This is a genomic window from Hyphobacterium indicum (assembly GCF_003129605.1).
In the GTDB taxonomy this organism is placed as follows: Bacteria; Pseudomonadota; Alphaproteobacteria; order Caulobacterales; family Maricaulaceae; genus Hyphobacterium; species Hyphobacterium indicum.
In genome coordinates, this window is record NZ_QBDX01000002.1 from 62,021 (window position 1) to 81,600 (window position 19,580).

Below are 19,580 nucleotides of genomic sequence, written 5' to 3' on the forward strand. Positions count from 1 at the left end.
CCTCAAGACTTTACGGCGACCTCCATGCGTTGCAGGAGATTCAATGCGCTTTCCGCGATCACGGTTCCGGGCGGGAAGACCGCTGCGGCTCCCATCTGACGCAAGACGGCTTCATCGTCCGGCGGAATAACCCCGCCAACGATAACCAGCATGTCCTCACGTCCGCGATCACGCAAGGCATTCCGTAAAGCTGGCAAGAGGGTAAGGTGGCCAGCCGCCAGTGATGACATAGCCGCCGCGTGGACATTCTCCTCGTCTGCCAGCTCGGCCGCCTCTTCCGGTGTTTGAAAAAGGGGGCCGATCACCACCTCCCAGCCCATATCTGCGAAAGCGGATGCCACAACTTTCTGTCCGCGATCATGGCCATCTTGGCCGAGTTTTGCGATCAGGATTTTTGGCTTACGGCCGGTGCGGTTTTCGAAGGCACGGGCGGCCTTGACCGCTGCAGCCACCTTGGCATCAGTTCCGGCTTCGTCGGCATACACCCCTTTGATAACGCGGATTTCAGCTTCATGGCGATTGAAGACCTGCTCCATCGCAGCTGACATTTCACCAACAGTGGCTTTTGCCCGGGCAGCGTCCACACATAGCGCAAGCAGGTTTCCGCCTTCGCGGGCGGCACGGGTCAGTGCCATAAGCGCGGCCTCAACAGCACTGTCTTCGCGTTCCTCCCGTATGCGCTTCAGTTTCTCTTCCTGTTCCTTGCGGACCTGGTAATTGTCCACTTTCAGTACCGGAACGTCCTCGTCTTCCTCGAGGATGAATTTATTGATGCCGACAATTGTCTGTTGTCCACTATCGATGCGAGCCTGGGTCCGGGCAGCGGCTTCCTCGATCCGCAGCTTTGGAGTGCCTTCAGCAATGGCTTTTGCCATTCCACCAAGTGCGTCGATTTCGTGGATGTGATCGAGCGCTCGAGCTGCAAGGTCCTGTGTCAGGCGCTCGACATAATGGGATCCGCCCCATGGATCGATAGCGTCGATCAGGCGGCTTTCCTCGGCCAGAACCAGCTGGGTGTTGCGCGCAATGCGGGCAGAGAAATCCGTTGGTAGCGCCAAGGCTTCATCCAGTGAATTGGTATGAAGCGACTGTGTGTGACCGTCGATGGCCGCAATAGCTTCGAGTGCCGTACGTCCGACATTGTTGAATACATCCTGCGCGGTCAGGGACCAGCCAGACGTCTGGCAATGGGTCCTCAGGCAGATGGACTTGTCCGATTTGGGCTCGAAGCGTTGTTGCACCAGCCCGGCCCACAGAAGACGTGCGGCCCGCAATTTGGCAATCTCCATGAAGACATTCATGCCAATGCCGAAGAAAAAGGAGAGACGTGGCGCGAACCTGTCGACATCCAGCCCCGCCTCAATGCCGGTTTTGATATATTCGAGGCCGTCGGCAATCGTATAGGCGAGCTCGATATCGGCCGGTGCCCCTGCTTCCTGCATATGATAGCCGGAGATCGAAATGGAGTTGAATCGCGGCATGTTTTCAGCCGTATAGGCGAAAATGTCCGAGATGATCCGCATCGAAGGCTGAGGCGGATAAATATAGGTGTTACGCACCATGAACTCTTTCAGAATGTCATTCTGGATGGTGCCCGACAGCTGTTCCGGTTTGACGCCCTGTTCTTCGGCGGCTGCGATATACAGGGCCATAACCGGCAGGACGGCACCGTTCATCGTCATGGAAACGCTCATTTCATCGAGCGGTATTCCGTCGAACAATTCCCGCATGTCATAAATGGAATCGATGGCCACGCCGGCCATGCCGACATCCCCGGCGACACGTGGATGGTCGCTGTCATATCCACGATGCGTCGCCAGATCGAAAGCAACCGACAGACCCTTCTGACCCGCAGCCAGATTACGGCGATAGAAAGCATTTGAGTCTCTGGCCGTTGAAAACCCGGCATACTGGCGGATCGTCCAAGGACGCTGCAGGAACATGGTCGGGTAGGGGCCGCGAATGAACGGTGCGGCACCCGGAAGGGTCGTGCACAGGCGAGCATCAACATCTTCCGCGCTATAATCAGATTTAATTTCAATACCTTCCGGGGCTTTCCAGCGAGTCTGAGCGGTGCCTTTCCCGGACAGATTTGCCTTGAATTCATGTTTCGAGAAATCGACGCGATGGCTCATGAACTCGCTCCGTTTTGCGCGGCATCCTCAAGCCGGATGGATGGAAACAGCAGCACGCTGGAGGGTGGTGTCCGGCCCTCCTTATATTTCATCTCGCGCAGATCAGGTGCAGCATACCGGTTGATACCGAACAGGACGCGTTCGCCGCGCTCATACATGGCAAGCAAGGTCTGCCTCGCCGTTTCAACCTGAGAGACGAATTCGCGGCCGGCCCTGATCGCGGAATAACCGCCATCGGCTTCAATCGACTGGAACATTTTCCAGGCATTTTCCGCCAGTTGAACCGTCAGATGCTCATGCAGATAGGAACCACGTGCCGGATCATCCACCAGGCCGGAATGCGATTCTTCCTGCAGCAGAATGTGCAGATTTCTGGCAGCCCTGCGCGCCAGCCGGTCGGGCCGGCCGAGGGCGTGGGTCGCCGGAAGGATGGTGAGGCTGGTCACGCCGGAACAGGCCGCGGCAAACCCGGCGGCGGACGTTCTGATCATATTGGTCCACGGCGCCTGGCGCGTCATCATCCGGCCAGACGTCACTGCACGAATCTTCGGCGCGCTGGAGGCGGCGTCATATGCTGACAGAATATTCTGGAGCACCAGATAGCCTGCCCGGATTTTGGAAAGCGACAGGTGAATATCGGCGTCGACGGCAAAAAGGACTTCGATCTGTGCGGCCGCCTGGGTGGCAGAAAGGCCTGCCTCAATGAGCTTGCCGAAGGCTTCAGCAAACCCTGCAGCTGCAAAGGCAAGCTCCTGCGCTTCGGTCCCCCCGGTTTCGTGGATGACGCGGGCGTCAATGCAGGCGATGCAAAAACCAGGGTGGTTTTTGGCCAGGTCGGCCAAGCGGTCATCAGCGGCATCGACACCCAGTCCGGCCCGGTTCGCGCCCGCCTTTTTCATCCAGCCTGCAAACAGGCCGGGGTCGAAATCATGTCCGGGTTCCAGAAACACGGGCGCAATCGAAACGTCTACGCCATCAAGCGCTCGGCCCAGGTCATCCTGATCGGAAATGGCCACGCCAAAAACGCCCTGCGGGTCAATATGCAGCCCGATTTCAGAAACGCCGCCCATCAGGTCTGCCAGGATTGCCGTATTTGCCTCTGACGGGCTGGATTCGGTGAAAAACTGCCGGATCTGCCAGGGCAGAAACCCATCAGTACGAGGCGCAGCAGCGGCACCGAGGCGATCCGCCTGGAAGAAAACAGGCCCGCGTTCAATGCCATCCGGCGTGCGCCGCACCAATGTCGTATCGAAGTCTTCACCGCGTAAAGCTGCGTCTGCCAGTGCACGCCAGTGATCGGCGCTGCGTGTGGGTAATCCGTCAATCAGAGTGTGGAGCGTTTCGGTCATCAATGAATTCCTGCAGGCCGCTTTCTTGAGAAGAAAAAGGCGCGGGCAAGGCCAGAGGTCAAGCCGCGAAGGCATGGAGAGCGCCTGACGTTATCCGCCCCGTCCCGGTCTGCGTCTAGCCTTGAGGTCCGAATAAGGAGCTTCGCTAGCATGAACACAGAAAACTCTCCCCGGCTCGGACTTGATTACGTCATGGCGGCGCAGGCCCAGAAACACGTCACTGTAAATGAGACATTCCGGCGGCTGGATGGTCTGGTTCAGGCGCGCGCCTTGAGCCGCACGGTAGAGGCGGAGCCATCTGGCTCGGCCGAAGGCGATGCCTACATTCTTACAGCGGGGAGGTCAGGGGAGGCATGGTCCCTGATGTCGCCGGACAGTTTGGCATTTTTCCGGGATGGGGAGTGGACGGAGATTCTGCCGGTTGAAGGTCTGACCGTCTGGGTCAGCGACGAAGCAGGTGCCGTCATTTTCGACGGAACCGGCTGGATTGCCGCCGGTGACACGATCGGCGAACTGCAAGGCCTCGACTTTCTGGGGATTGGCACCACGGCAAATGCGGCAAACCCGCTCTCGGCCAAGCTGAACGCTGCCTTGTGGACGGCAAAGACGGTGGGGGAGGGTGGCTCAGGTGATCTGCGATATACCCTGAACAAGGAAACCAGCAGCGATGTGCTCTCCCTGCTGTTCCAGAGCGGGTATTCCGGCCGCGCCGAACTGGGATTGATCGGCGACGATGAGCTTCTCCTGAAAATGAGCGATGATGGCAGCGGCTGGACCGAATTGCTGTGTGCATCACCAACCCGGCTTTCCATTCCGGCCAGCGACGGTCTGACAGTAGCTTCCATCAACGGCACGGCGCCCGGCCAGCGCCGGAATCTTGTGATCAATGGCGATTTTTCAATTGCCCAGCGGGGTACCGATTTCTCCGGAATTTCAGCGGGAAACTACACGCTGGACCGGTGGCTCCTGGCGTCGGAAGGCGGAATGGCTGCCAGCATATCGCAAGAAAGTTTTGCGCCAGGTCAGGCAGATATTCCCGGTGCCCCGGCATACCATCTGCACTGGAGCCTGACCGGTACGGCAAGCGGCAACCCCCGGATTGAACAGCGTGTGGAAAATGTCCGGTCTTTGCCAGCAGGCGAGGCCATGATGAGTTTTTTCGCCCGGGGGTCGCGCGCAGTCACACTCATTTCAGGACTCAGCCGGAATTTTGGCTCAGGCGGATCGGCGACCGAGAATCTTGTACAGGAGTCCCTTGCACTGACGACGGATTGGCAGAGATTTGAAATCCCGGCCGCCGTCACCAGCCTGTCCGGAAAAGTCCTGGGAACAGCACATTTTCTCGGCTTGGAATTCCATTTATCGCCTGGAGAAACCTCGGTCGATATTGATCTCGCTGACGTCCAGCTGGAATGCGGCCCCGTCGCCAGCCGGTTCGAGCGCCTGAGCGCCGCCGACAATCTACGTTCATGCCAGCGATATTTTGCGAAAACCTGGCCGCAAGGTGTGGAGCCGGGCAGTGCCACTGAGCAGGGCAGCCTTCTGAGTGCGACGTCCGGTCCATCCACGACTGCAATATTTGACTGGCGGTTCCCGGTAGAGATGTGCGCCGCGCCCAGCCTGACGATTTATTCGCCGGCAACGGCTGCGACTGGAAAAATCGACGCTGACGGTACCGATCTCAATGTGCTGCCGCTCAACATTTCTGCCGCTTCTGCAGGCTTTCAATCAGCGTCGCATTCCGCGCTGGAACTGGCCCGTGCGCACGCCACGGCCAGCGCTGAACTCTAGGAGGTTCCACATGACAGAAACGTTTGACTCTCCCTCGCGCGATACTGCGCGCATCATAAACGCGAAATGCACTGTACATTTCGGTGCGGAGGTATAGACGATGGATATCGCAGATATCGGCGCGTCGGCCCTGTCGGGCGGTCTTCTCGGCACTCTGGGGACAGCATTGGGACGCATTACCGGGTATTTCGAGCGCCGTGCGGAGTTCGGCCAGGAACGGGAACGCTGGACACACGAATTGCAAATGGAAGAACTGCGTGCCCGGAACGCAGCTTCAGCAGCGCAGAGCGAACGTGAAACAGCGTTGCAAACGGCACGGTTTGATGCGCTCGGCGAAAGTTTCCGCGGCGATGCAGCACTTGAGTCCGGCTATGCTTGGGTATCCGCTGTTCGCGCACTCGTTCGGCCGGTTCTGACACCGCTCTTGTGGGCGCTTTACCTGATTGTTTTCTTTGCCGTCATGAATGGCACCGCAGATCATTTCATAGCTGACGATGTGGAAGCTGAATTCATCGGATACTTCATTTCCAACATCGCGTTTACGGCGAGTGCTGCGACATTGTGGTGGTTCGGAGACCGTGCGCGGCCTTTACCCCGGCGCTAGGCGGCAATTTTTGCAAGCCGGGCCAGCGACGCTTTCAGGGCGGGATAAACGGCTTCGGTCATGGCATGGCCGTTTTGCTGGATCAGGGTCAGCCTTGCATGCGGGCAGGCATTTTTCAGCCGGAACGCAGCGTCGGCAGGACACACCATGTCATACCGGCTCTGGATGATTTCCATCGGAATGCTGGCAAGGCGACCTGCATTGCGGATCAGCTCGTCCGGCTGAAGAAAACAGCCATTGGCAAAATACTGCGCTTCTATGAGCGAATGCGCCGCCACGAATTCCGGCCCGCGTCCGGCAAGGCTTTGGCGTACATGTTCGGGCGAGGCGTCGAGCCGGGAGATGCGATCCTCGTATTCGGTCCACCGGTAAAGCAAGGATCGCCGCAATTCTGTCAGAGAGACAGAGGGATCTGCCAGACGCTTGAGGTCTGGCATTCGTGAATCAATCTCCTCATGCATGGCATCGCGGACCGAGGCGAAAAAAGCTCGCACATTCATATGATCCGGACCGGCCATTCCGCCGAGAAAATCCTCGAACGCATCGGGAAACAGGCCGGGCGCGCCGGGCGTGCAATGCCACCAGGCCAGCTCTTTGTCTGACGCCAGAAAAATGCCTTCTACCAAAAGGCCACCGATGGCATCCGGGCAGGTCTCGGCATAGGCGAGGGCGAGCGTTGATCCCCAGGAGGGGCCGGCCACGATCCAGCGCTCAAACCCGAAGTGTGATCGTAAGGTCTCAATGTCCGCGATCTGGTTTTGAGTCGTATTTCCGTCCAGCGAGAAGAGCGGCTTTGATCGGCCGCAGCCGCGTTGATCAAACAGCACCACGTCAAACACATCCGGATCGAAATACCGGCGATGGGTTGAGGTACAGCCGGACCCTGGCCCGCCATGCAGAAAGACAGCGGGTAGGCCGCCTTTTTTCCCGCATCTTTCCCAATACAGCGAATGACCGTCATCTGTGGAATGAAAGCCGGTTTCGAAAGGAGAGGTTTCAGGAAAAAGAGTCATGAAAATGGTGCCGCAAGGCAGGATTGAACTGCCGACCTCATCATTACCAATGATGCGCTCTACCACTGAGCTACTGCGGCCAAAGCCATGGATCGCGGCGTATACCCCATGCTACCGCGCTCGCCAAGTCCGCCTTGACGAGAAGGTGCAGCATCGTCACATCAGTGTCCATGAGTAAGAAAGACGCCTCTCGTGAAACATCCGGCCGCCCAAAACCTGGCACCAGCCGCGAAGTTCGCCTTGCGGCGGCGCTACGCAAGAATTTGCGCCGCCGGAAAGCCGCAGCGAAGGCTGCCAGAATGCCTTGAAATGGCCATTGGCAGGGGTTGAACTGTTGCGGTTCACAGGCAAAAGCAGGGTTTCATGGATTCGATAAAAATACGCGGCGGCAACCCTTTACGCGGTGAAGTGACGATTTCAGGCGCCAAGAATTCGGCGCTGAAGCTGATGGTCGCCACGCTGCTAACCGGCGAAAAACTGACCTTCACACGGATGCCCGATCTCGCCGATACGCGGTTTCTGTCTACCTTGCTGGAACATCTGGGCGCAGATATTACCCGCAATGGCAGTGAAATGACCTTGCAAACGGCCAGCCTGTCCAGTGCCGAAGCGCCCTATGACCTGGTCCGAAAAATGCGTGCGAGCTTTAATGTTCTCGGTCCCTTGCTGGCCCGCAATGGAGAGGCTCGCGTCTCCCTGCCAGGAGGGTGCGCCATTGGTGCTCGTCCCGTCGACCTCCACCTCAAGGCGCTCGAATCGCTGGGAGCCGGGATCGAGCTTGCTGATGGATATGTTGAGGCCAGGGCGAAAAACGGCCTTGTAGGCGCGCAGATTGTTTTCCCCTTCGTTTCCGTCGGCGCGACCGAACACGCCATGCTGGCGGCGGTTCTGGCGAAAGGCGAAACAGTGCTGGAAAACGCTGCACGCGAGCCGGAAATCCAGGATCTCGCCAATTGCCTGAACGCCATGGGCGCGAAAATATCTGGCGCGGGTAGTGCCACCATCACCATTGAAGGAGTCGACCACTTGACCGGTGCCAGTCATGCGGTTGTGCCGGACCGGATCGAGACGGGAACCTATGCCCTGGCTGCGGCCACAGCAGGCGGCGATGTCCTGCTGCGTGATGCGGTCTGGAAGCATAATTCCGCTCTATGGGACCTGATGATAGCGGCAGGCGCATCGGTCTCCGAAGAAAACGAGGGCGTCCGCATCAAAGCCTCTGGAGGGCGCTTGCGGGCCACCGATATGGAAACGCGACCCTATCCGGGTTTCCCAACCGATGAGCAGGCCCAGTTCATGGCTGCGATGTGCGTGGCCGAAGGCCGGTCCGTCATTCGCGAGACAATTTTTGAGAACCGCTTCATGCACGCGCCCGAGCTGATGCGAATGGGCGCAAGGATTGATCTGCGGGGCAATGAGGCGGTTGTGACCGGCGTTGAAAAACTGCGGGGCGCACCAGTGATGGCCACTGATTTGCGCGCTTCTGTGTCGCTGGTGATAGCAGGACTGGTTGCCACAGGTGAAACAACGATCGGGCGAGTCTATCATCTGGATCGGGGATTCGAGCATCTGGAAGCCAAACTGGCCGGCTGTGGCGCAGATATCGAACGGATAAAGGAATAGGACCGGACCGTGGCACGACGCCAACCAATCAGGCTTGCAGCGCAGGATGCTGACGATCTGGCTGTGATTTCTGCCGCGTTACAGGATGCTGTGGCGCAGCTGGGTGACTTCACCTTTGACCGCAAGACGCGGCGGTTTACGGCGGTTTTCAACCGTTTCCGCTGGGAAGACGGCAAGGCCCGTCAGGGATGGCGCACGCGTTCCGCCCTGGATGTCTCAGGCGTTCTGCATGTCAGATCCAAACGCCTGAAGCAGGATGCCCCGGGCGCCATCGTGTCGTTATTATCCCTGATATTCGAGGAAGGCGATGCGCCCGGGGGCGAAATATGCCTCGCTTTTTCCGGCAGCGGCGAGTTACGCATCAAGGTGGAATGTATCGATGCTTTGCTGGTTGATATCGCCGAGCCTTGGCCCGCCAAGGGGCGTCCGAAACACGAGACGGACGAATGAGTGCCTCGGAATATATTGTCTCGATCGAATTGCTGGGCCTGTCCGGCAGCGATACGACGGCGGATCGCGAACGCCGTGTCGCGGTTTCTGACCTGCTTGAGTCGAATCATTTCTCGCCCGAGGGCGATAATCTGGGGCCTTATAACGTCAATCTCTCGATTGATGATGGCAAGCTGGCCATCGATATCCGCACCGAAGCCGGCGAGGCCGTTCACGTCTTCATGTTTTCGCTCGGCCCGTTCCGGGGCATCTTCAAGGACTATTTCATGATCTGCGAAAGCTATCATGAGGCGGTGCGTGATTCCTCCCTGGCACAGATCGAAGCTATCGATATGGGGCGCCGGGGTGTGCACAATGAAGGAGCCGAACTCCTGCGGGAACGCTTCATGGGCAAGATCGACGTTGATTTCGAGACCGCCCGCCGCCTCTTCACCCTGATTGGCGCCTTGCACCATCGCGCGGGCAGCAACTGATCTCGCAATCAATTAACAGGTTTTGGGCTCGACTTGTGGCGGCCGCCAAGTCTATATACCGCGCCGCTTGACCATTTGTGTTAGGGTTGAGCGTTGATTCACCGCCAACAAGAGGAGCTCATGGCGAAAGAAGAACTATTGGAGTTTCCCGGCGAGGTGACGGAATTGCTTCCGAATGCCACCTTCCGCGTGAAACTGGAAAATGATCACGAGATCATTGCCCACACGGCGGGCAAGATGCGCAAGAACCGTATTCGCGTTCTTGCCGGCGACAAGGTGCTTGTCGAGATGACGCCGTATGATCTGACCAAAGGCCGGATCACCTATCGCTTCAAGTAATTTTCAGGCGTGTTGCTGGCATGACTGAGCCCTTGCGCCTTGTGCTGGCCAGCGCCTCTCCGCGGCGGCTGGAATTGCTGCGCCGCATCGGTGTGGAGCCGGACGAGATCCGCCCCGCCGATATCGACGAATCCGAAATCCCGGGCGAGACACCGCGGCAACTGGCCGAAAGGTTAGCGCGATCAAAAGCTGCGGCCGTGGAAGCAAGCGATGCCATCGTGCTCGGCTCGGATACAGTGGTCTCAGTGGGCCGCCGCATTCTGCCAAAGACCGAGGATGAAGCCGAGGCGCGCAAGTGCCTGGCTCTGCTATCGGGGCGCGGTCACCGCGTCTGGACCGGCGTGGCACTGACGGCCCCCGATGGCCGCATGGCCTCGCGGCTTGTGGAAACCCGGGTCACCTTCAAACGCCTGTCAGAGGATGAAATCAACGCCTATGTCGCCAGCAACGAATGGCAGGGCAAGGCCGGTGGTTATGGCATTCAGGGCATGGCCGAGGCCTTCGTCATGCGCCTGGCGGGCTCCTATTCCGGTGTGATGGGGCTGCCGCTTTATGAAACCGCAAATCTCCTCCGCGGCTTTGGCTATCCGGTGCTGTCCTCATGAACCGGCAGATTGCGGTCGAGGAATGGGTCGGTGAAACCCGCGCCGCCATCGTCGAGAACGGGCAGATTGTTGAGCTTCATTTCGACCGCTGGTCCGAACAGGGCCAGCGCGCCTTTGCCGGCGAACTTTTTCTGGCCCGCGTGAGGAAGGTCGAGGGGGCGCTCAATGCCGCCTTTGTCGATCTGGGCCGTGGCGAGCCAGGTTTTCTGCCCTTCGGCAAGGCGGGGCGACCGTCCGGTCTGCATGAAGGCGCGGCGATCCCTGTGCGCGTGACCCGTGAAGCCTTTGCCGAGAAGGGCCCGACCCTGACGCTGGCCGAGCGTGACGTATCGGGCGATGCACCGCAACTGATTGAGGCCGATGCCAATCTGGCTGAGCGGCTGTTGCGCCGCTATCCCGAGGCCGAAGCAATCTGGGCTGATGAGGCCGGAATAGATATTTCAGCCGCCATCGAGGCGGCCATGACGTCTCGCATCCCGATTCCCGGGGGCGGCGTGCTGATCATCGAGCCGACATCGGCGCTGACCGCGATTGATATCGACAGTGCCGGACGCACCGCCAAGGCCGGCCGCAAACTGGCGCTGGATCTCAACGTTGCGGCAATGCCCGAAATCGCCCGTCAGCTCCGCCTGCGCGGGATTGGCGGCAATGTTGTGGTGGATTGCCTGCATCTGCGCGCTCAGCCTGACCGCAAGGCGGTAGAAGGGGCGCTCAAGCGCGCCCTGAAAGCCGACCCTGCCCGCATAGATGTTCTGCCGATGTCGCCCTTTGGCCTGATCGAGCTGGTGCGTCAGCGGACCGGGCGCTCTATTGCCGAAGTGATCAATGACGGGCAGACGGGGCTAGCTTCCGCTGAAACACTGGCGCTGACCGCTCTCAGAGGGCTTGAAAAAGAAGCAATGGCCAACCGCGCCACGCAATTGGTCCTGCGCACATCTGCGAAAATCGCCCTCTGGCTTGAGGCGGATTCGATCGGCTGGCGTGCCGCCATGACTGACCGGATCGGTCCTCGTTTCGCACTCGAATCGCGGCAGGATGTTCCGCGTGATTTCATGGAGGTTGTGGCGGCGAGATGAAGGGTGTGAAGTGTCCGATCTGCAAGAAGCCGGCGGAGAAGAAATGGCTGCCCTTCTGTTCGAAACGCTGTGCCGATGCCGATCTCGGCCACTGGCTGGCAGAGGATTACACAATACCCGGTCCGCCAGCTCCCCCTGACCTGCTTGATCCCTCTGCAGAAGACTGATCTTTCAACGCAAGAGGGCGTGGACAGGCTGCAATCTGCCGCCTATAAACCCGCCTCTCAAACGGCCTTGTCCTGCAAGGCCTGCAAGGCGCCCGGGTAGCTCAGTTGGTAGAGCAGCGGATTGAAAATCCGCGTGTCGGCAGTTCAATTCTGTCCCCGGGCACCATTTTTACCCAGTCAAAAATCACCGCTCCCGGCGCCGCGGGGCGATCATCAGGATGATCAGCATCAACAGGGTGAAGACGCCGGAGACGATCAGGGCTTCGTTCGAGGCACCAGCCATCATCGGGCTTGCGGCTGCCACCCCATCCATATTTGCGCTATCCGCAGAGTGGTTGCGCACCATCATCTCCGGCTCCGACGCGCCGAAAACGGCCAGGGCTGTTTCGTCCACGAAAAACCCGAAGCGGTAAAACAGGCCGGAGACAACGTCCGGCAGGCCCGCCAGCCATTGATTGACCGGAACGCCGAAGCGCTCGAGCAGGTCCAGACCGCCGGTGACAAACCCCACCAGCGACCCGACAGTGATCAGAAATCGGAACAACATGACAAACCTCCCCGTCGATAAATCAGTTTCATGCGGGAAGCCTGCCCCTTGCAAGCTGAATATGGGCTGACACGCAACATGAGTGCAGGTTCATCCTGCGCCCGGATCAACCTGCCGCGTCATAAGCGCGACGGACAATGGCGATGATACGATCATCAACCTCGTCTGGGGAATGCAGCGAGACGATATACTGACACATACCGCCGGGCGGCACGGCCTTCATCAGCGGGTGATCGGCATCATCCTTCAGATTGATGCCGAGTTCAAAGCGGTCCTTGGTTTTGGGGCCCAGCATGGCGAACTGCTTCTTCCGCCGCAGAGCGACATAGCTCTTTTTCGGAGCCGTCTCGAACGCGCCAAAACCGTTGATACGTTTCATCAGCGCGTCATGGATCGGGCGCTGATGTGCCTTTGTGCCGCTATAGATGGCGTCCAGCGGGTCGGCGGGAGCGCCCGCGTCTTCAACAGACCGCCGCGCGACATGCACCAGCGTATTTGCATCGCCATGGCCGAGCCCCCAGGTCTCTTTTACCCAGCTCACCATTTCGCCATGCCTGGACAGGCCTTGTGCCAGAATGTCTTTCGACAACTCGGCGCGGGATCGTCCGGTCTTCGTCTCGATATTCGCCAATTGGGTTTCGGCAGCCTTATCCAGTACGCTCATATCAGTCTCCGAATGCAGCTTTGACAAATCTTGCCTCTTCCCGACCGGGCATCAAGTCACATTCGCGGCATTGTCCGGCCTGTTTCCGTCAATTGACCCTCGCGGTGAAGCACAGTCTATTTGCGGCCACGCGCGGGGCGGATGAATGCTGTTCAATTCCTTCGAATTTCTGTTTCTTTTTCTGCCCGCAACGCTCGGCGTCTATTATGTGCTGCGCCGATGGGTGGCGCACCATGCCGCGCTGGTGGCGCTGACGATTGCCAGCTTCGTTTTCTATGCGTGGTGGGATGTCCGCTACCTGCCGCTATTGCTCGGCTCCATTATCATCAATCACCTTTTCGGTCTCGCCATTGCGCGATGGAGGCCACAGCCCTGGCTGGCGATTGGCGTGGTGCTCAATCTCGCCAGTATCGGCTTGTTCAAATATGCGGACTTCTTCCTGTCGAACATCAACGCCGTGGCAGGGACTGATCTGCCACTACCGGGCTTTGCTCTGCCGCTCGCCATCTCCTTTTTCACCTTCCAGCAGATCAGCTTTCTGGTCGATGTCGCACGCCGTGAAACCCGGCCCTCCGGCTGGCTGGGCCATGGGCTTTTTGTATCTTTTTTCCCGCAATTGATTGCCGGTCCGATTGTCCGCCACGATCAGATTGCGCCGCAATATGAAGACACGCAGCGCAAGGACGACTGGTCGGAGAATATCGGTGTCGGCCTGTCCATCTTCGCCATCGGCATCTCCAAGAAAGTCCTGCTGGCGGATAATTTCGAACCCTTCGCCGCCAGCGCATTCGGGGCGGCGGCCCGCGGCGATGAAGTCGGCCTGCTGGAAGCCTGGACCGGCGCGCTTTGCTACACATTCCAGATATTCTTCGATTTTTCGGGCTATTCCGACATGGCCATCGGTTTGGCGCGCATGTTCGGCTATAAATTGCCGATCAATTTCAATGCGCCTTACCGGGCCCGGTCGATCATTGATTTCTGGCGGCGCTGGCACATCACCTTATCGCAATTCCTGCGCGATTATCTCTACATTCCACTCGGGGGAAACCGCAATGGTCAGGTGCGCCGGGCAATCAATCTTGCCGTGGTCATGCTGCTGGGCGGGCTCTGGCATGGTGCGGCCTGGACTTTCGTTTTTTGGGGCGCCCTGCACGGGCTGGCACTGGGCTGGTGCAACTGGCTCAACAAGGTGCGGCCCAACGGGCTCTTACCATCCGCACCCTGGGTGTCTGTGGTTTTTACCTTTCTTTTTGTCGTCATCGCCTGGGTCTTTTTCCGTGCGACATCATTTGATGCCGCGCTTTTGATGTTACAGGGTATGGCAGGGCTGCACGGCATCGGACCGGGCGTGGGTGACGAACCCTTCATCGCCATCGCCATTGGCCTCGCGATTGTCTGGGGATTGCCGGATACCGCGTCAGTCTTCATGAAATGGTTTGATGACGCGACGCTGAAAACAGCAGGACTGGTGCCTCAAAAAGGTCTGCGATTTACCACGCGCCCCTGGATATCGGGGACGCTGGCCTTCCTGCTTTTCCTGTCGATCGTAAACGCCTGGAACACCGCGGAGTTTATCTATTACAACTTCTAAGTCCAAACCGCCCCTGACGATGAAGGGTTATGCTGTGCGCCTGGTGCTGACGCTGGCGGCATGGCTGATCCTGTTTGGCAGCTTCACCTTCATCGTCGATCCGTATCATGTGAATGCGTGGAGCGAGATACCGGGTGTAAACGAGCGCCGCACCCGTGCTCATGCCGATGGCTACCGGGTCGCTGTGGGTCATGGTCTGGTCGAAACACAGGCAGGAACCCTGCTCTTCGGATCCTCGCGCTCGCATGATGGTTTCCCGGATAACATCCCTGACTGGCCGGGCGGTTTTGAGAACATGGCGATGGGGGGGACCAACGCCTTCGAGCTTGCCAATGCGGCTGTGCTGGCAGCAGAAAATAATCATCTCGATTGCGCCATTATCGGCCTGGATCTGCGCGAATTCGGCGATTACCCACGCGCTGATGCGACCTACTGGCTGACGCCATTGGCGGGCGGTTCGCAACTCCAATCCCACATACAGACCTCGCTGTCGCTGGATGCCTTTGCCCGGGCGTTGCAGACCGTGATCGACAACGCGACGGGCGGTTCGGATGTGGATTGGGAAACCGCCTATGCGCCGGAAAATTCCCGCGAACGCTTCGATACGGAACTTGCCAAACGCTATCGCAGCTATTTGGGGTTTGTGTATGATCCTGAACGATCCGATTTTGTGTTCCGGGGAATAGATGCCCTGCTGGCGCGCGGCGTTCAGGTGCGGATATTCATCCACCCTATTCATTCCCGCATTGAGGAAGCGCGCTGGCGAGCCGGGATCGACCCGATTGATCTTCAGATCCGCCGCGACCTGGTGCGGCTGGCCGCCGCGCGCAACCCGGCGCCGTCACGCGCGCCGTGCTTTCCGGGGGAGCCGCTGGAGGTCTGGGATTTTGCCGGATTTTCAGAAGTTTCACAGAGCGCGCCGCCCTCACACTCCGGCGATGTGTTGAATCCCTGGTATTATGAACCGTCGCATTACCGGCCCGCGCTGGGGCTTGCCATTCTCGACCGCATGCTGGGTGAGGATAGAAGGCCTCCCGTCTCGCCGGAACAGTTCGGCGTCCGCCTGACCGCTGATAACCTGGACCAGCACTGGGCCGATGTAACCGCGCGCCGGGCGGACTGGCTGGAAAATGATGAATGGGCCGCCTGGCTGACAGAACAATATGACGCCATGGAAGCCAACCCGCCGCCCATTGAGGAGCGCCCACACGTCTTTCTTAACCGGGACGATTTCAATTCACTGGAACGGCGTGTATCGCGGATTGAACAACGGGAACAGGGAATGGGGGAGCGATGAGCAATCTTCTGGCGCGCTGGAAAAAACTGAGTGTGAGCGAAAAGTGGATCTGGTTCATCGGGTCAGCTATTTCACTCATAGTCACCTTCATTCTGGTCTGGATCGCATTGTCGCTTGATCCGGCACCGCCAAGATCAATCACACTCGCATCAGGCAGCCAAGGCGGTGCCTATGATGCTGCCGGCCGCCGCTTGGCGTCGTTTCTGGAAAGCGAGGGCGTGACGGTCGAACTCATCGAAACCGCCGGCTCTGCAGAAAATATAAACCGGCTGATGGCCGGGAGTGCGGATGTCGCCATCGTCCAGGGCGGCGTCGGTGCGGAGCTTGTTGCCATGGGGCGACTGCAATCGCTCGGGGCACTTTTTTACGAGCCGCTCTGGATATTCGCGTCGGCCGAAACGCCAGTCAGTGACATCCGCGAGCTGGATGGCATGCGGATCGCTGCGGGTGATATCGGGTCAGGAACACGCGTTCTCTTGTCCACATTGTTCGAATTGAATGGCGTTGAGAACGCCATTTGGGTCGAGGAGGCAGGAAGCGATGCTGCGGCGGCCCTGAGGACCGGTAACGCCGACATTGCGGCATTCATGACATCGCCTGATCCTGCCTACATTCGTGACCTTGTGGCGGATCCCGGGATTATTGTCATGCAGATTGAGCGCGGCCCGGCCTATGTACGTTTGCTTCCCTATTTATCAATCGTGACTCTGCATGAAGGCGTTCTTGATCCCGCCGCTGATATTCCGGCACAGGACATTCCGCTTGTCGCCGCTGCGGCTGCAGCTGTCATTCAGGAAGGCCTGCATCCGGCAATCCAGTCATTGTTGTTGCAGGCCATGCATACTGACTTTCGGGATGGGACCGTTTTGTCGGCGCCGGCGGACTTTCCGAACAGGGATCTGGTCACATTCGACCTGTCTGATGAGGCGGCCCGATATTATGATCGTGGCGGACCCGCCTTCCTGCAGCGTTATCTTCCTTTCTGGGCCGCGAATCTCGTCGATCGCATTTGGATCCTGGCCATACCGGTCCTCACCTTGCTGCTCCCCTTGTTCAAATCCGCCCCGCCTGTCTATTTGTGGCAAATTCACAGGCGCATTAAACGCTCTTATCGGGATTTGCGGGTGATAGAGCAGAGCCTGTTCGATAAGAGCGAGACGCCGGATCATTCGGCGCTGCTGGCCCGGATCGCCACCCTCAAATCCGATGTTCGGGCGATGAAAGTGCCCTGGACCTTCTTTGATGAGGTCTATGTGCTTCAGACCCATATCGCCTATGTTGAGCAATTGATGCAGGATCACGCGAAGCAAGAGAGAGACAATTCATGAAAGCCGTTGTTTGCAAGGAATTTGCGCCCTACCAGCAGCTCAGCATCGAAGAGGTCGAAGACCCGAAAGCCGACGCCGGTCATCTCGTCATCGAAGTGAAGGCGGCGGGCGTGAATTTCCCGGATATCCTGCTGGTGGAAGGCAAATACCAGATGAAGCCGCCCCTCCCGTTTATCCCGGGGGGCGAGGTGTCCGGCACGGTTTCGGCCATTGGCGAAGGCGTGACGGGCTTCAAAATCGGTGACCGCGTGGTCGCGGCGACCCTGCTGAACGGCTTTGCGGAAAAGGTGGCGACCGCCGCCGCCCAGGTCGCGCCCATTCCCGATGCCATGCCGTTTGAAGAAGCGGCGGCCCTGATCACCACCTATGCGACGACCATTCACGCCCTGAAACAGCGCGCCGAATTGAAAGAAGGCGAAACCCTGGTCGTGCTGGGCGCGGGCGGCGGTGTGGGCACGGCGGCCTGCCAGCTGGGCAAGGCGTATGGTGCCCGTGTCATCGCCTGCGCCCGGGGCGAAGACAAGCTCGCCGCGGCGAAACAGGCCGGAGCGGACGAGCTGGTGGATTACGAAACGGAAGACCTGAAAGCCCGCCTCAAGGAATTGACCGGCGGCAAGGGCGCGGATGTGGTGTATGATGCGGTTGGCGGACCCTTCTCGGAACCGGCCATGCGCGGTCTTGGCTGGGGCGGGCGTTTCCTGGTGGTCGGATTTGCCGCCGGTGACATTCCGAAGATGCCTCTGAACCTGGCCTTGCTGAACAGCCGCGATATCCGCGGGGTTTTCTGGGGCGCCTGGGCCGGCCAGTTTCCGAAGGAGAACGGAAAGAACATGGCCGAGTTGTTCGAGCTTTATGCCAAGGGTCAGATCAAGCCCATGGTCTCGGCGAGCTACCCGCTTGAAGAGGTCACGAAAGCCTTTGACGATCTGATGCAACGCCGCGTCAAGGGCAAGGTCGTTCTCACCGCCTGAAGCTAGAAGCTTTCGTTTTTCAACCGGTTGCGATAGTGGAGAATCTCTCCCTTGTCGCGCCGGATCTGGTCTTCCAGCCCCTTGTCGATCCCGGACGTATGAAAGCGTGCCCATTCGCTGGCATACATTTTCCGCTCCACCAGAGACGCCGGGTCAGCACAGATGTGGAAGATGTAGAAATAGGGCAGGACGGTAAACCAGATGGTCGACGCGACCGCGATGGTCAGCGCCTCGGGCCATTCCAGACCGAAGGAGAAACTGGCCGCGACGAAGCCGGCATTGGCGGCGAGCAGAACCAGAAAACTGCCCCATTTATAAAGATCGGTATTGCGCCGGATCTGGAACAATATGTTGCGGATTCCCTGCTCGTTCAGGAAGGACCGCCAGATCATCCAGTGATAGCAGAGCATCCAGTCGACGGCCGAGGTGAGCACTTCGGCCTCATTGGATTTTTCCTTCTCCGCATTCGCCGATTCCTTCAACGCATCGGCGCGGATCGTATTGATCCGGTTCAGCCGCGTTTCGATATAGCCGTTGAAATTCTGTGTGTTGCGGATCTGCTGGTTCTTGTAGCTGACATAGTAGGAAAAGGTCGCAAAGCCGAGGCCGAGGACCGGCCCGATCAGGCTGAGCAACATCCATTGATCCTGGAGGATTTGCAGGCCGGCGAACACATCGCGCCCGCGTGCATGGTCGATGAAAGCGGCAAAAAAAGGTGCAAATCCGAGCACCATCCCGGCGGTCAGCAGCCACAGAAAATAGGTCGCCGTATTCTGATTGGTCGTATGCCGCATCCGCGTCAGCGTGCCGACATAATACCGGTCTTCTTCCTCGATGGTTTTCAGCTTCTCGTTGGGCGCATCTTCTTCGCCGGACAGCGCCGAGCTTTTCGCCTCGTTTCCATAGATGGACTCGATATATCCGGCTTCGGATTCCTCGTAGAAGACATTGCTCTGATTGAAGAGATTGATCGGGTGGGCAAAGAAACGCCGGGCTTTTTCGGCATAGGCTTGGGCGGCCTCGTGATCGACCTCGGAGGCGCGCAGGGCGATGATTTTCGGGCGCGGAAAGCTTTTGAAAAACAGCGCCTTTTCGACATCGCGCGCGTCTTCCGACACTTCCGCATGCGCGCCGTAAGAATGCGTGCCGGCCGCTTTCACCGCGCTGGCCTGAGCCGCGCGTTTGCCGGCCGCCGCCATGCCGCCGCCCGATCGCCTGAAAAGTCCCATTATCGCCTTGATCACGCTGTCACCTCCTGTCGGGCCGAACTATGCCGCATGTGTGCAGGGATTGTAATCGGGATTCCCTTCCCGCGAGTCCTGTCCCCGTTCTGCCCGGGCAATCGGGCCGGGTTCGGGCCGGACGGCGCATGGCCAGCGCCGGGCGTGGATAAGATTCCGGTTTTTCAAATTTTGTCTCCTACGACTACTACTACAACTACAACTACAACTACAATTGCTCCGGCGGGCCGGGCGGGCGCGCGCCCGGATCGTGTGTGGGGCAAGGCGTTTCCGCTTGTTCTCATCTTTCCAGACATCTCCAGCGCGACTCCAACTG

19 protein-coding genes and 2 tRNA genes are annotated in these 19,580 nt (G+C 58.9%); 14 read left to right on the plus strand and 7 right to left on the minus strand.

Going from position 1 to position 19,580, the window contains the following annotated elements; all coding sequences use genetic code 11:
* Positions 1-2: 2 nt before the first annotated feature.
* Positions 3-2,135 (minus strand): methylmalonyl-CoA mutase, encoded by a 2,133-nt coding sequence (gene scpA / locus DBR16_RS04645; protein ID WP_109260100.1) that lies wholly within the window; start codon positions 2,133-2,135, stop codon positions 3-5.
* Positions 2,132-3,484, minus strand: a complete 1,353-nt coding sequence (locus tag DBR16_RS04650) for a methylmalonyl-CoA mutase family protein (protein WP_161539412.1) — start codon at positions 3,482-3,484, stop codon at positions 2,132-2,134. The genes scpA and DBR16_RS04650 overlap by 4 nt, the downstream gene beginning before the upstream one ends.
* Positions 3,485-3,634: 150 nt before the next feature.
* Between DBR16_RS04650 and DBR16_RS04655 the strand changes: the two genes are divergently transcribed.
* Positions 3,635-5,275 (plus strand): DUF2793 domain-containing protein, encoded by a 1,641-nt coding sequence (locus tag DBR16_RS04655; RefSeq protein ID WP_109260102.1) that lies wholly within the window; start codon positions 3,635-3,637, stop codon positions 5,273-5,275.
* Between the two features lie 100 nt (positions 5,276-5,375).
* The gene (locus DBR16_RS04660; RefSeq protein WP_109260103.1) at positions 5,376-5,879 is read left to right on the plus strand and encodes a hypothetical protein; all 504 of its coding nucleotides are present in this window, start codon (positions 5,376-5,378) and stop codon (positions 5,877-5,879) included.
* On the opposite strand, the gene DBR16_RS04665 is transcribed toward DBR16_RS04660, so the two are convergent.
* Together DBR16_RS04665 and DBR16_RS04670 are read right to left on the minus strand one after the other, a co-directional pair.
* On the minus strand, positions 5,876-6,892 hold the full coding sequence (locus DBR16_RS04665) for an alpha/beta fold hydrolase (protein ID WP_109260104.1): 1,017 nt from the start codon (positions 6,890-6,892) through the stop codon (positions 5,876-5,878). The genes DBR16_RS04660 and DBR16_RS04665 overlap by 4 nt on opposite strands.
* Before the next feature lie 5 nt (positions 6,893-6,897).
* Positions 6,898-6,972: transfer RNA gene (locus DBR16_RS04670), tRNA-Thr, on the minus strand.
* Positions 6,973-7,255: 283 nt separating this feature from the next.
* Here DBR16_RS04670 and murA point away from each other — a divergent pair.
* The 8 genes from murA (at position 7,256) to DBR16_RS04710 (ending at position 11,791) form a co-directional block, all read left to right on the plus strand.
* The gene (murA, locus tag DBR16_RS04675) at positions 7,256-8,515 is read left to right on the plus strand and encodes a UDP-N-acetylglucosamine 1-carboxyvinyltransferase (protein ID WP_109260105.1); all 1,260 of its coding nucleotides are present in this window, start codon (positions 7,256-7,258) and stop codon (positions 8,513-8,515) included.
* A 9-nt stretch (positions 8,516-8,524) separates the two neighbouring features.
* Positions 8,525-8,965 carry a DUF2948 family protein gene (locus tag DBR16_RS04680; RefSeq protein WP_109260106.1) on the plus strand — a complete coding sequence of 147 codons (441 nt, stop codon included), beginning with the start codon at positions 8,525-8,527 and terminating at the stop codon, positions 8,963-8,965.
* Positions 8,962-9,438 carry a UPF0262 family protein gene (locus DBR16_RS04685; protein WP_109260107.1) on the plus strand — a complete coding sequence of 159 codons (477 nt, stop codon included), beginning with the start codon at positions 8,962-8,964 and terminating at the stop codon, positions 9,436-9,438. The genes DBR16_RS04680 and DBR16_RS04685 overlap by 4 nt, the downstream gene beginning before the upstream one ends.
* 120 nt (positions 9,439-9,558) lie before the next feature.
* On the plus strand, positions 9,559-9,777 hold the full coding sequence (gene infA, locus DBR16_RS04690) for a translation initiation factor IF-1 (RefSeq protein ID WP_019961978.1): 219 nt from the start codon (positions 9,559-9,561) through the stop codon (positions 9,775-9,777).
* A gap of 20 nt (positions 9,778-9,797) precedes the next feature.
* The gene (locus DBR16_RS04695; RefSeq protein WP_109260108.1) at positions 9,798-10,382 is read left to right on the plus strand and encodes a Maf family protein; all 585 of its coding nucleotides are present in this window, start codon (positions 9,798-9,800) and stop codon (positions 10,380-10,382) included.
* Entirely contained in the window at positions 10,379-11,458 is a 1,080-nt protein-coding gene (locus tag DBR16_RS04700) for a ribonuclease E/G (protein WP_109260109.1), read from the plus strand. Before DBR16_RS04695 ends, DBR16_RS04700 begins: the two co-directional genes overlap by 4 nt.
* A complete protein-coding gene (locus tag DBR16_RS04705; RefSeq protein WP_109260110.1) occupies positions 11,455-11,625 on the plus strand; it encodes a DNA gyrase inhibitor YacG in 171 nt (56 codons plus the stop codon). The genes DBR16_RS04700 and DBR16_RS04705 overlap by 4 nt, the downstream gene beginning before the upstream one ends.
* A gap of 90 nt (positions 11,626-11,715) precedes the next feature.
* Positions 11,716-11,791, plus strand: a tRNA-Phe gene (locus DBR16_RS04710).
* A gap of 18 nt (positions 11,792-11,809) precedes the next feature.
* On the opposite strand, the gene DBR16_RS04715 is transcribed toward DBR16_RS04710, so the two are convergent.
* Positions 11,810-12,172 carry a hypothetical protein gene (locus tag DBR16_RS04715; RefSeq protein ID WP_109260111.1) on the minus strand — a complete coding sequence of 121 codons (363 nt, stop codon included), beginning with the start codon at positions 12,170-12,172 and terminating at the stop codon, positions 11,810-11,812.
* Between the two features lie 106 nt (positions 12,173-12,278).
* Positions 12,279-12,836 (minus strand): DUF5655 domain-containing protein, encoded by a 558-nt coding sequence (locus DBR16_RS04720; RefSeq protein ID WP_109260112.1) that lies wholly within the window; start codon positions 12,834-12,836, stop codon positions 12,279-12,281.
* A gap of 145 nt (positions 12,837-12,981) precedes the next feature.
* Between DBR16_RS04720 and DBR16_RS04725 the strand changes: the two genes are divergently transcribed.
* Genes DBR16_RS04725 through DBR16_RS04740 form a run of 4 tightly spaced genes read left to right on the plus strand, consistent with a single transcriptional unit; the run spans position 12,982 to position 18,023 of the window.
* Positions 12,982-14,427 (plus strand): MBOAT family O-acyltransferase, encoded by a 1,446-nt coding sequence (locus DBR16_RS04725; protein ID WP_109260113.1) that lies wholly within the window; start codon positions 12,982-12,984, stop codon positions 14,425-14,427.
* A 19-nt stretch (positions 14,428-14,446) separates the two neighbouring features.
* Entirely contained in the window at positions 14,447-15,724 is a 1,278-nt protein-coding gene (locus DBR16_RS04730; RefSeq protein WP_109260114.1) for a hypothetical protein, read from the plus strand.
* Positions 15,721-17,052, plus strand: a complete 1,332-nt coding sequence (locus tag DBR16_RS04735) for a TAXI family TRAP transporter solute-binding subunit (RefSeq protein WP_109260115.1) — start codon at positions 15,721-15,723, stop codon at positions 17,050-17,052. Before DBR16_RS04730 ends, DBR16_RS04735 begins: the two co-directional genes overlap by 4 nt.
* Positions 17,049-18,023: an NADPH:quinone oxidoreductase family protein gene (locus DBR16_RS04740; RefSeq protein ID WP_109260116.1), complete on the plus strand. Its 975-nt coding sequence runs from the start codon at positions 17,049-17,051 to the stop codon at positions 18,021-18,023. The genes DBR16_RS04735 and DBR16_RS04740 overlap by 4 nt, the downstream gene beginning before the upstream one ends.
* A 2-nt stretch (positions 18,024-18,025) precedes the next feature.
* Here the strand turns inward: DBR16_RS04740 and DBR16_RS04745 are convergent, their stop codons facing one another.
* Positions 18,026-19,267 (minus strand): hypothetical protein, encoded by a 1,242-nt coding sequence (locus DBR16_RS04745; protein WP_125184499.1) that lies wholly within the window; start codon positions 19,265-19,267, stop codon positions 18,026-18,028.
* Between the last annotated feature and the right edge of the window lie 313 nt (positions 19,268-19,580).

Excerpts from the sequence above, each read along its gene's own strand:
- scpA (WP_109260100.1), bottom strand. The coding sequence starts at position 2,135 with ATGAGCCATCGCGTCGATTTCTCGAAACATGAATTCAAGGCAAATCTG.
- DBR16_RS04650 (WP_161539412.1), bottom strand. The coding sequence starts at position 3,484 with ATGACCGAAACGCTCCACACTCTGATTGACGGATTACCCACACGCAGC.
- DBR16_RS04655 (WP_109260102.1), top strand. The coding sequence starts at position 3,635 with ATGAACACAGAAAACTCTCCCCGGCTCGGACTTGATTACGTCATGGCG.
- DBR16_RS04660 (WP_109260103.1), top strand. The coding sequence starts at position 5,376 with ATGGATATCGCAGATATCGGCGCGTCGGCCCTGTCGGGCGGTCTTCTC.
- DBR16_RS04665 (WP_109260104.1), bottom strand. The coding sequence starts at position 6,892 with ATGACTCTTTTTCCTGAAACCTCTCCTTTCGAAACCGGCTTTCATTCC.
- murA (WP_109260105.1), top strand. The coding sequence starts at position 7,256 with ATGGATTCGATAAAAATACGCGGCGGCAACCCTTTACGCGGTGAAGTG.
- DBR16_RS04685 (WP_109260107.1), top strand. The coding sequence starts at position 8,962 with ATGAGTGCCTCGGAATATATTGTCTCGATCGAATTGCTGGGCCTGTCC.
- infA (WP_019961978.1), top strand. The coding sequence starts at position 9,559 with ATGGCGAAAGAAGAACTATTGGAGTTTCCCGGCGAGGTGACGGAATTG.
- DBR16_RS04695 (WP_109260108.1), top strand. The coding sequence starts at position 9,798 with ATGACTGAGCCCTTGCGCCTTGTGCTGGCCAGCGCCTCTCCGCGGCGG.
- DBR16_RS04700 (WP_109260109.1), top strand. The coding sequence starts at position 10,379 with ATGAACCGGCAGATTGCGGTCGAGGAATGGGTCGGTGAAACCCGCGCC.
- DBR16_RS04705 (WP_109260110.1), top strand. The coding sequence starts at position 11,455 with ATGAAGGGTGTGAAGTGTCCGATCTGCAAGAAGCCGGCGGAGAAGAAA.
- DBR16_RS04715 (WP_109260111.1), bottom strand. The coding sequence starts at position 12,172 with ATGTTGTTCCGATTTCTGATCACTGTCGGGTCGCTGGTGGGGTTTGTC.
- DBR16_RS04720 (WP_109260112.1), bottom strand. The coding sequence starts at position 12,836 with ATGAGCGTACTGGATAAGGCTGCCGAAACCCAATTGGCGAATATCGAG.
- DBR16_RS04725 (WP_109260113.1), top strand. The coding sequence starts at position 12,982 with ATGCTGTTCAATTCCTTCGAATTTCTGTTTCTTTTTCTGCCCGCAACG.
- DBR16_RS04730 (WP_109260114.1), top strand. The coding sequence starts at position 14,447 with ATGAAGGGTTATGCTGTGCGCCTGGTGCTGACGCTGGCGGCATGGCTG.
- DBR16_RS04735 (WP_109260115.1), top strand. The coding sequence starts at position 15,721 with ATGAGCAATCTTCTGGCGCGCTGGAAAAAACTGAGTGTGAGCGAAAAG.
- DBR16_RS04740 (WP_109260116.1), top strand. The coding sequence starts at position 17,049 with ATGAAAGCCGTTGTTTGCAAGGAATTTGCGCCCTACCAGCAGCTCAGC.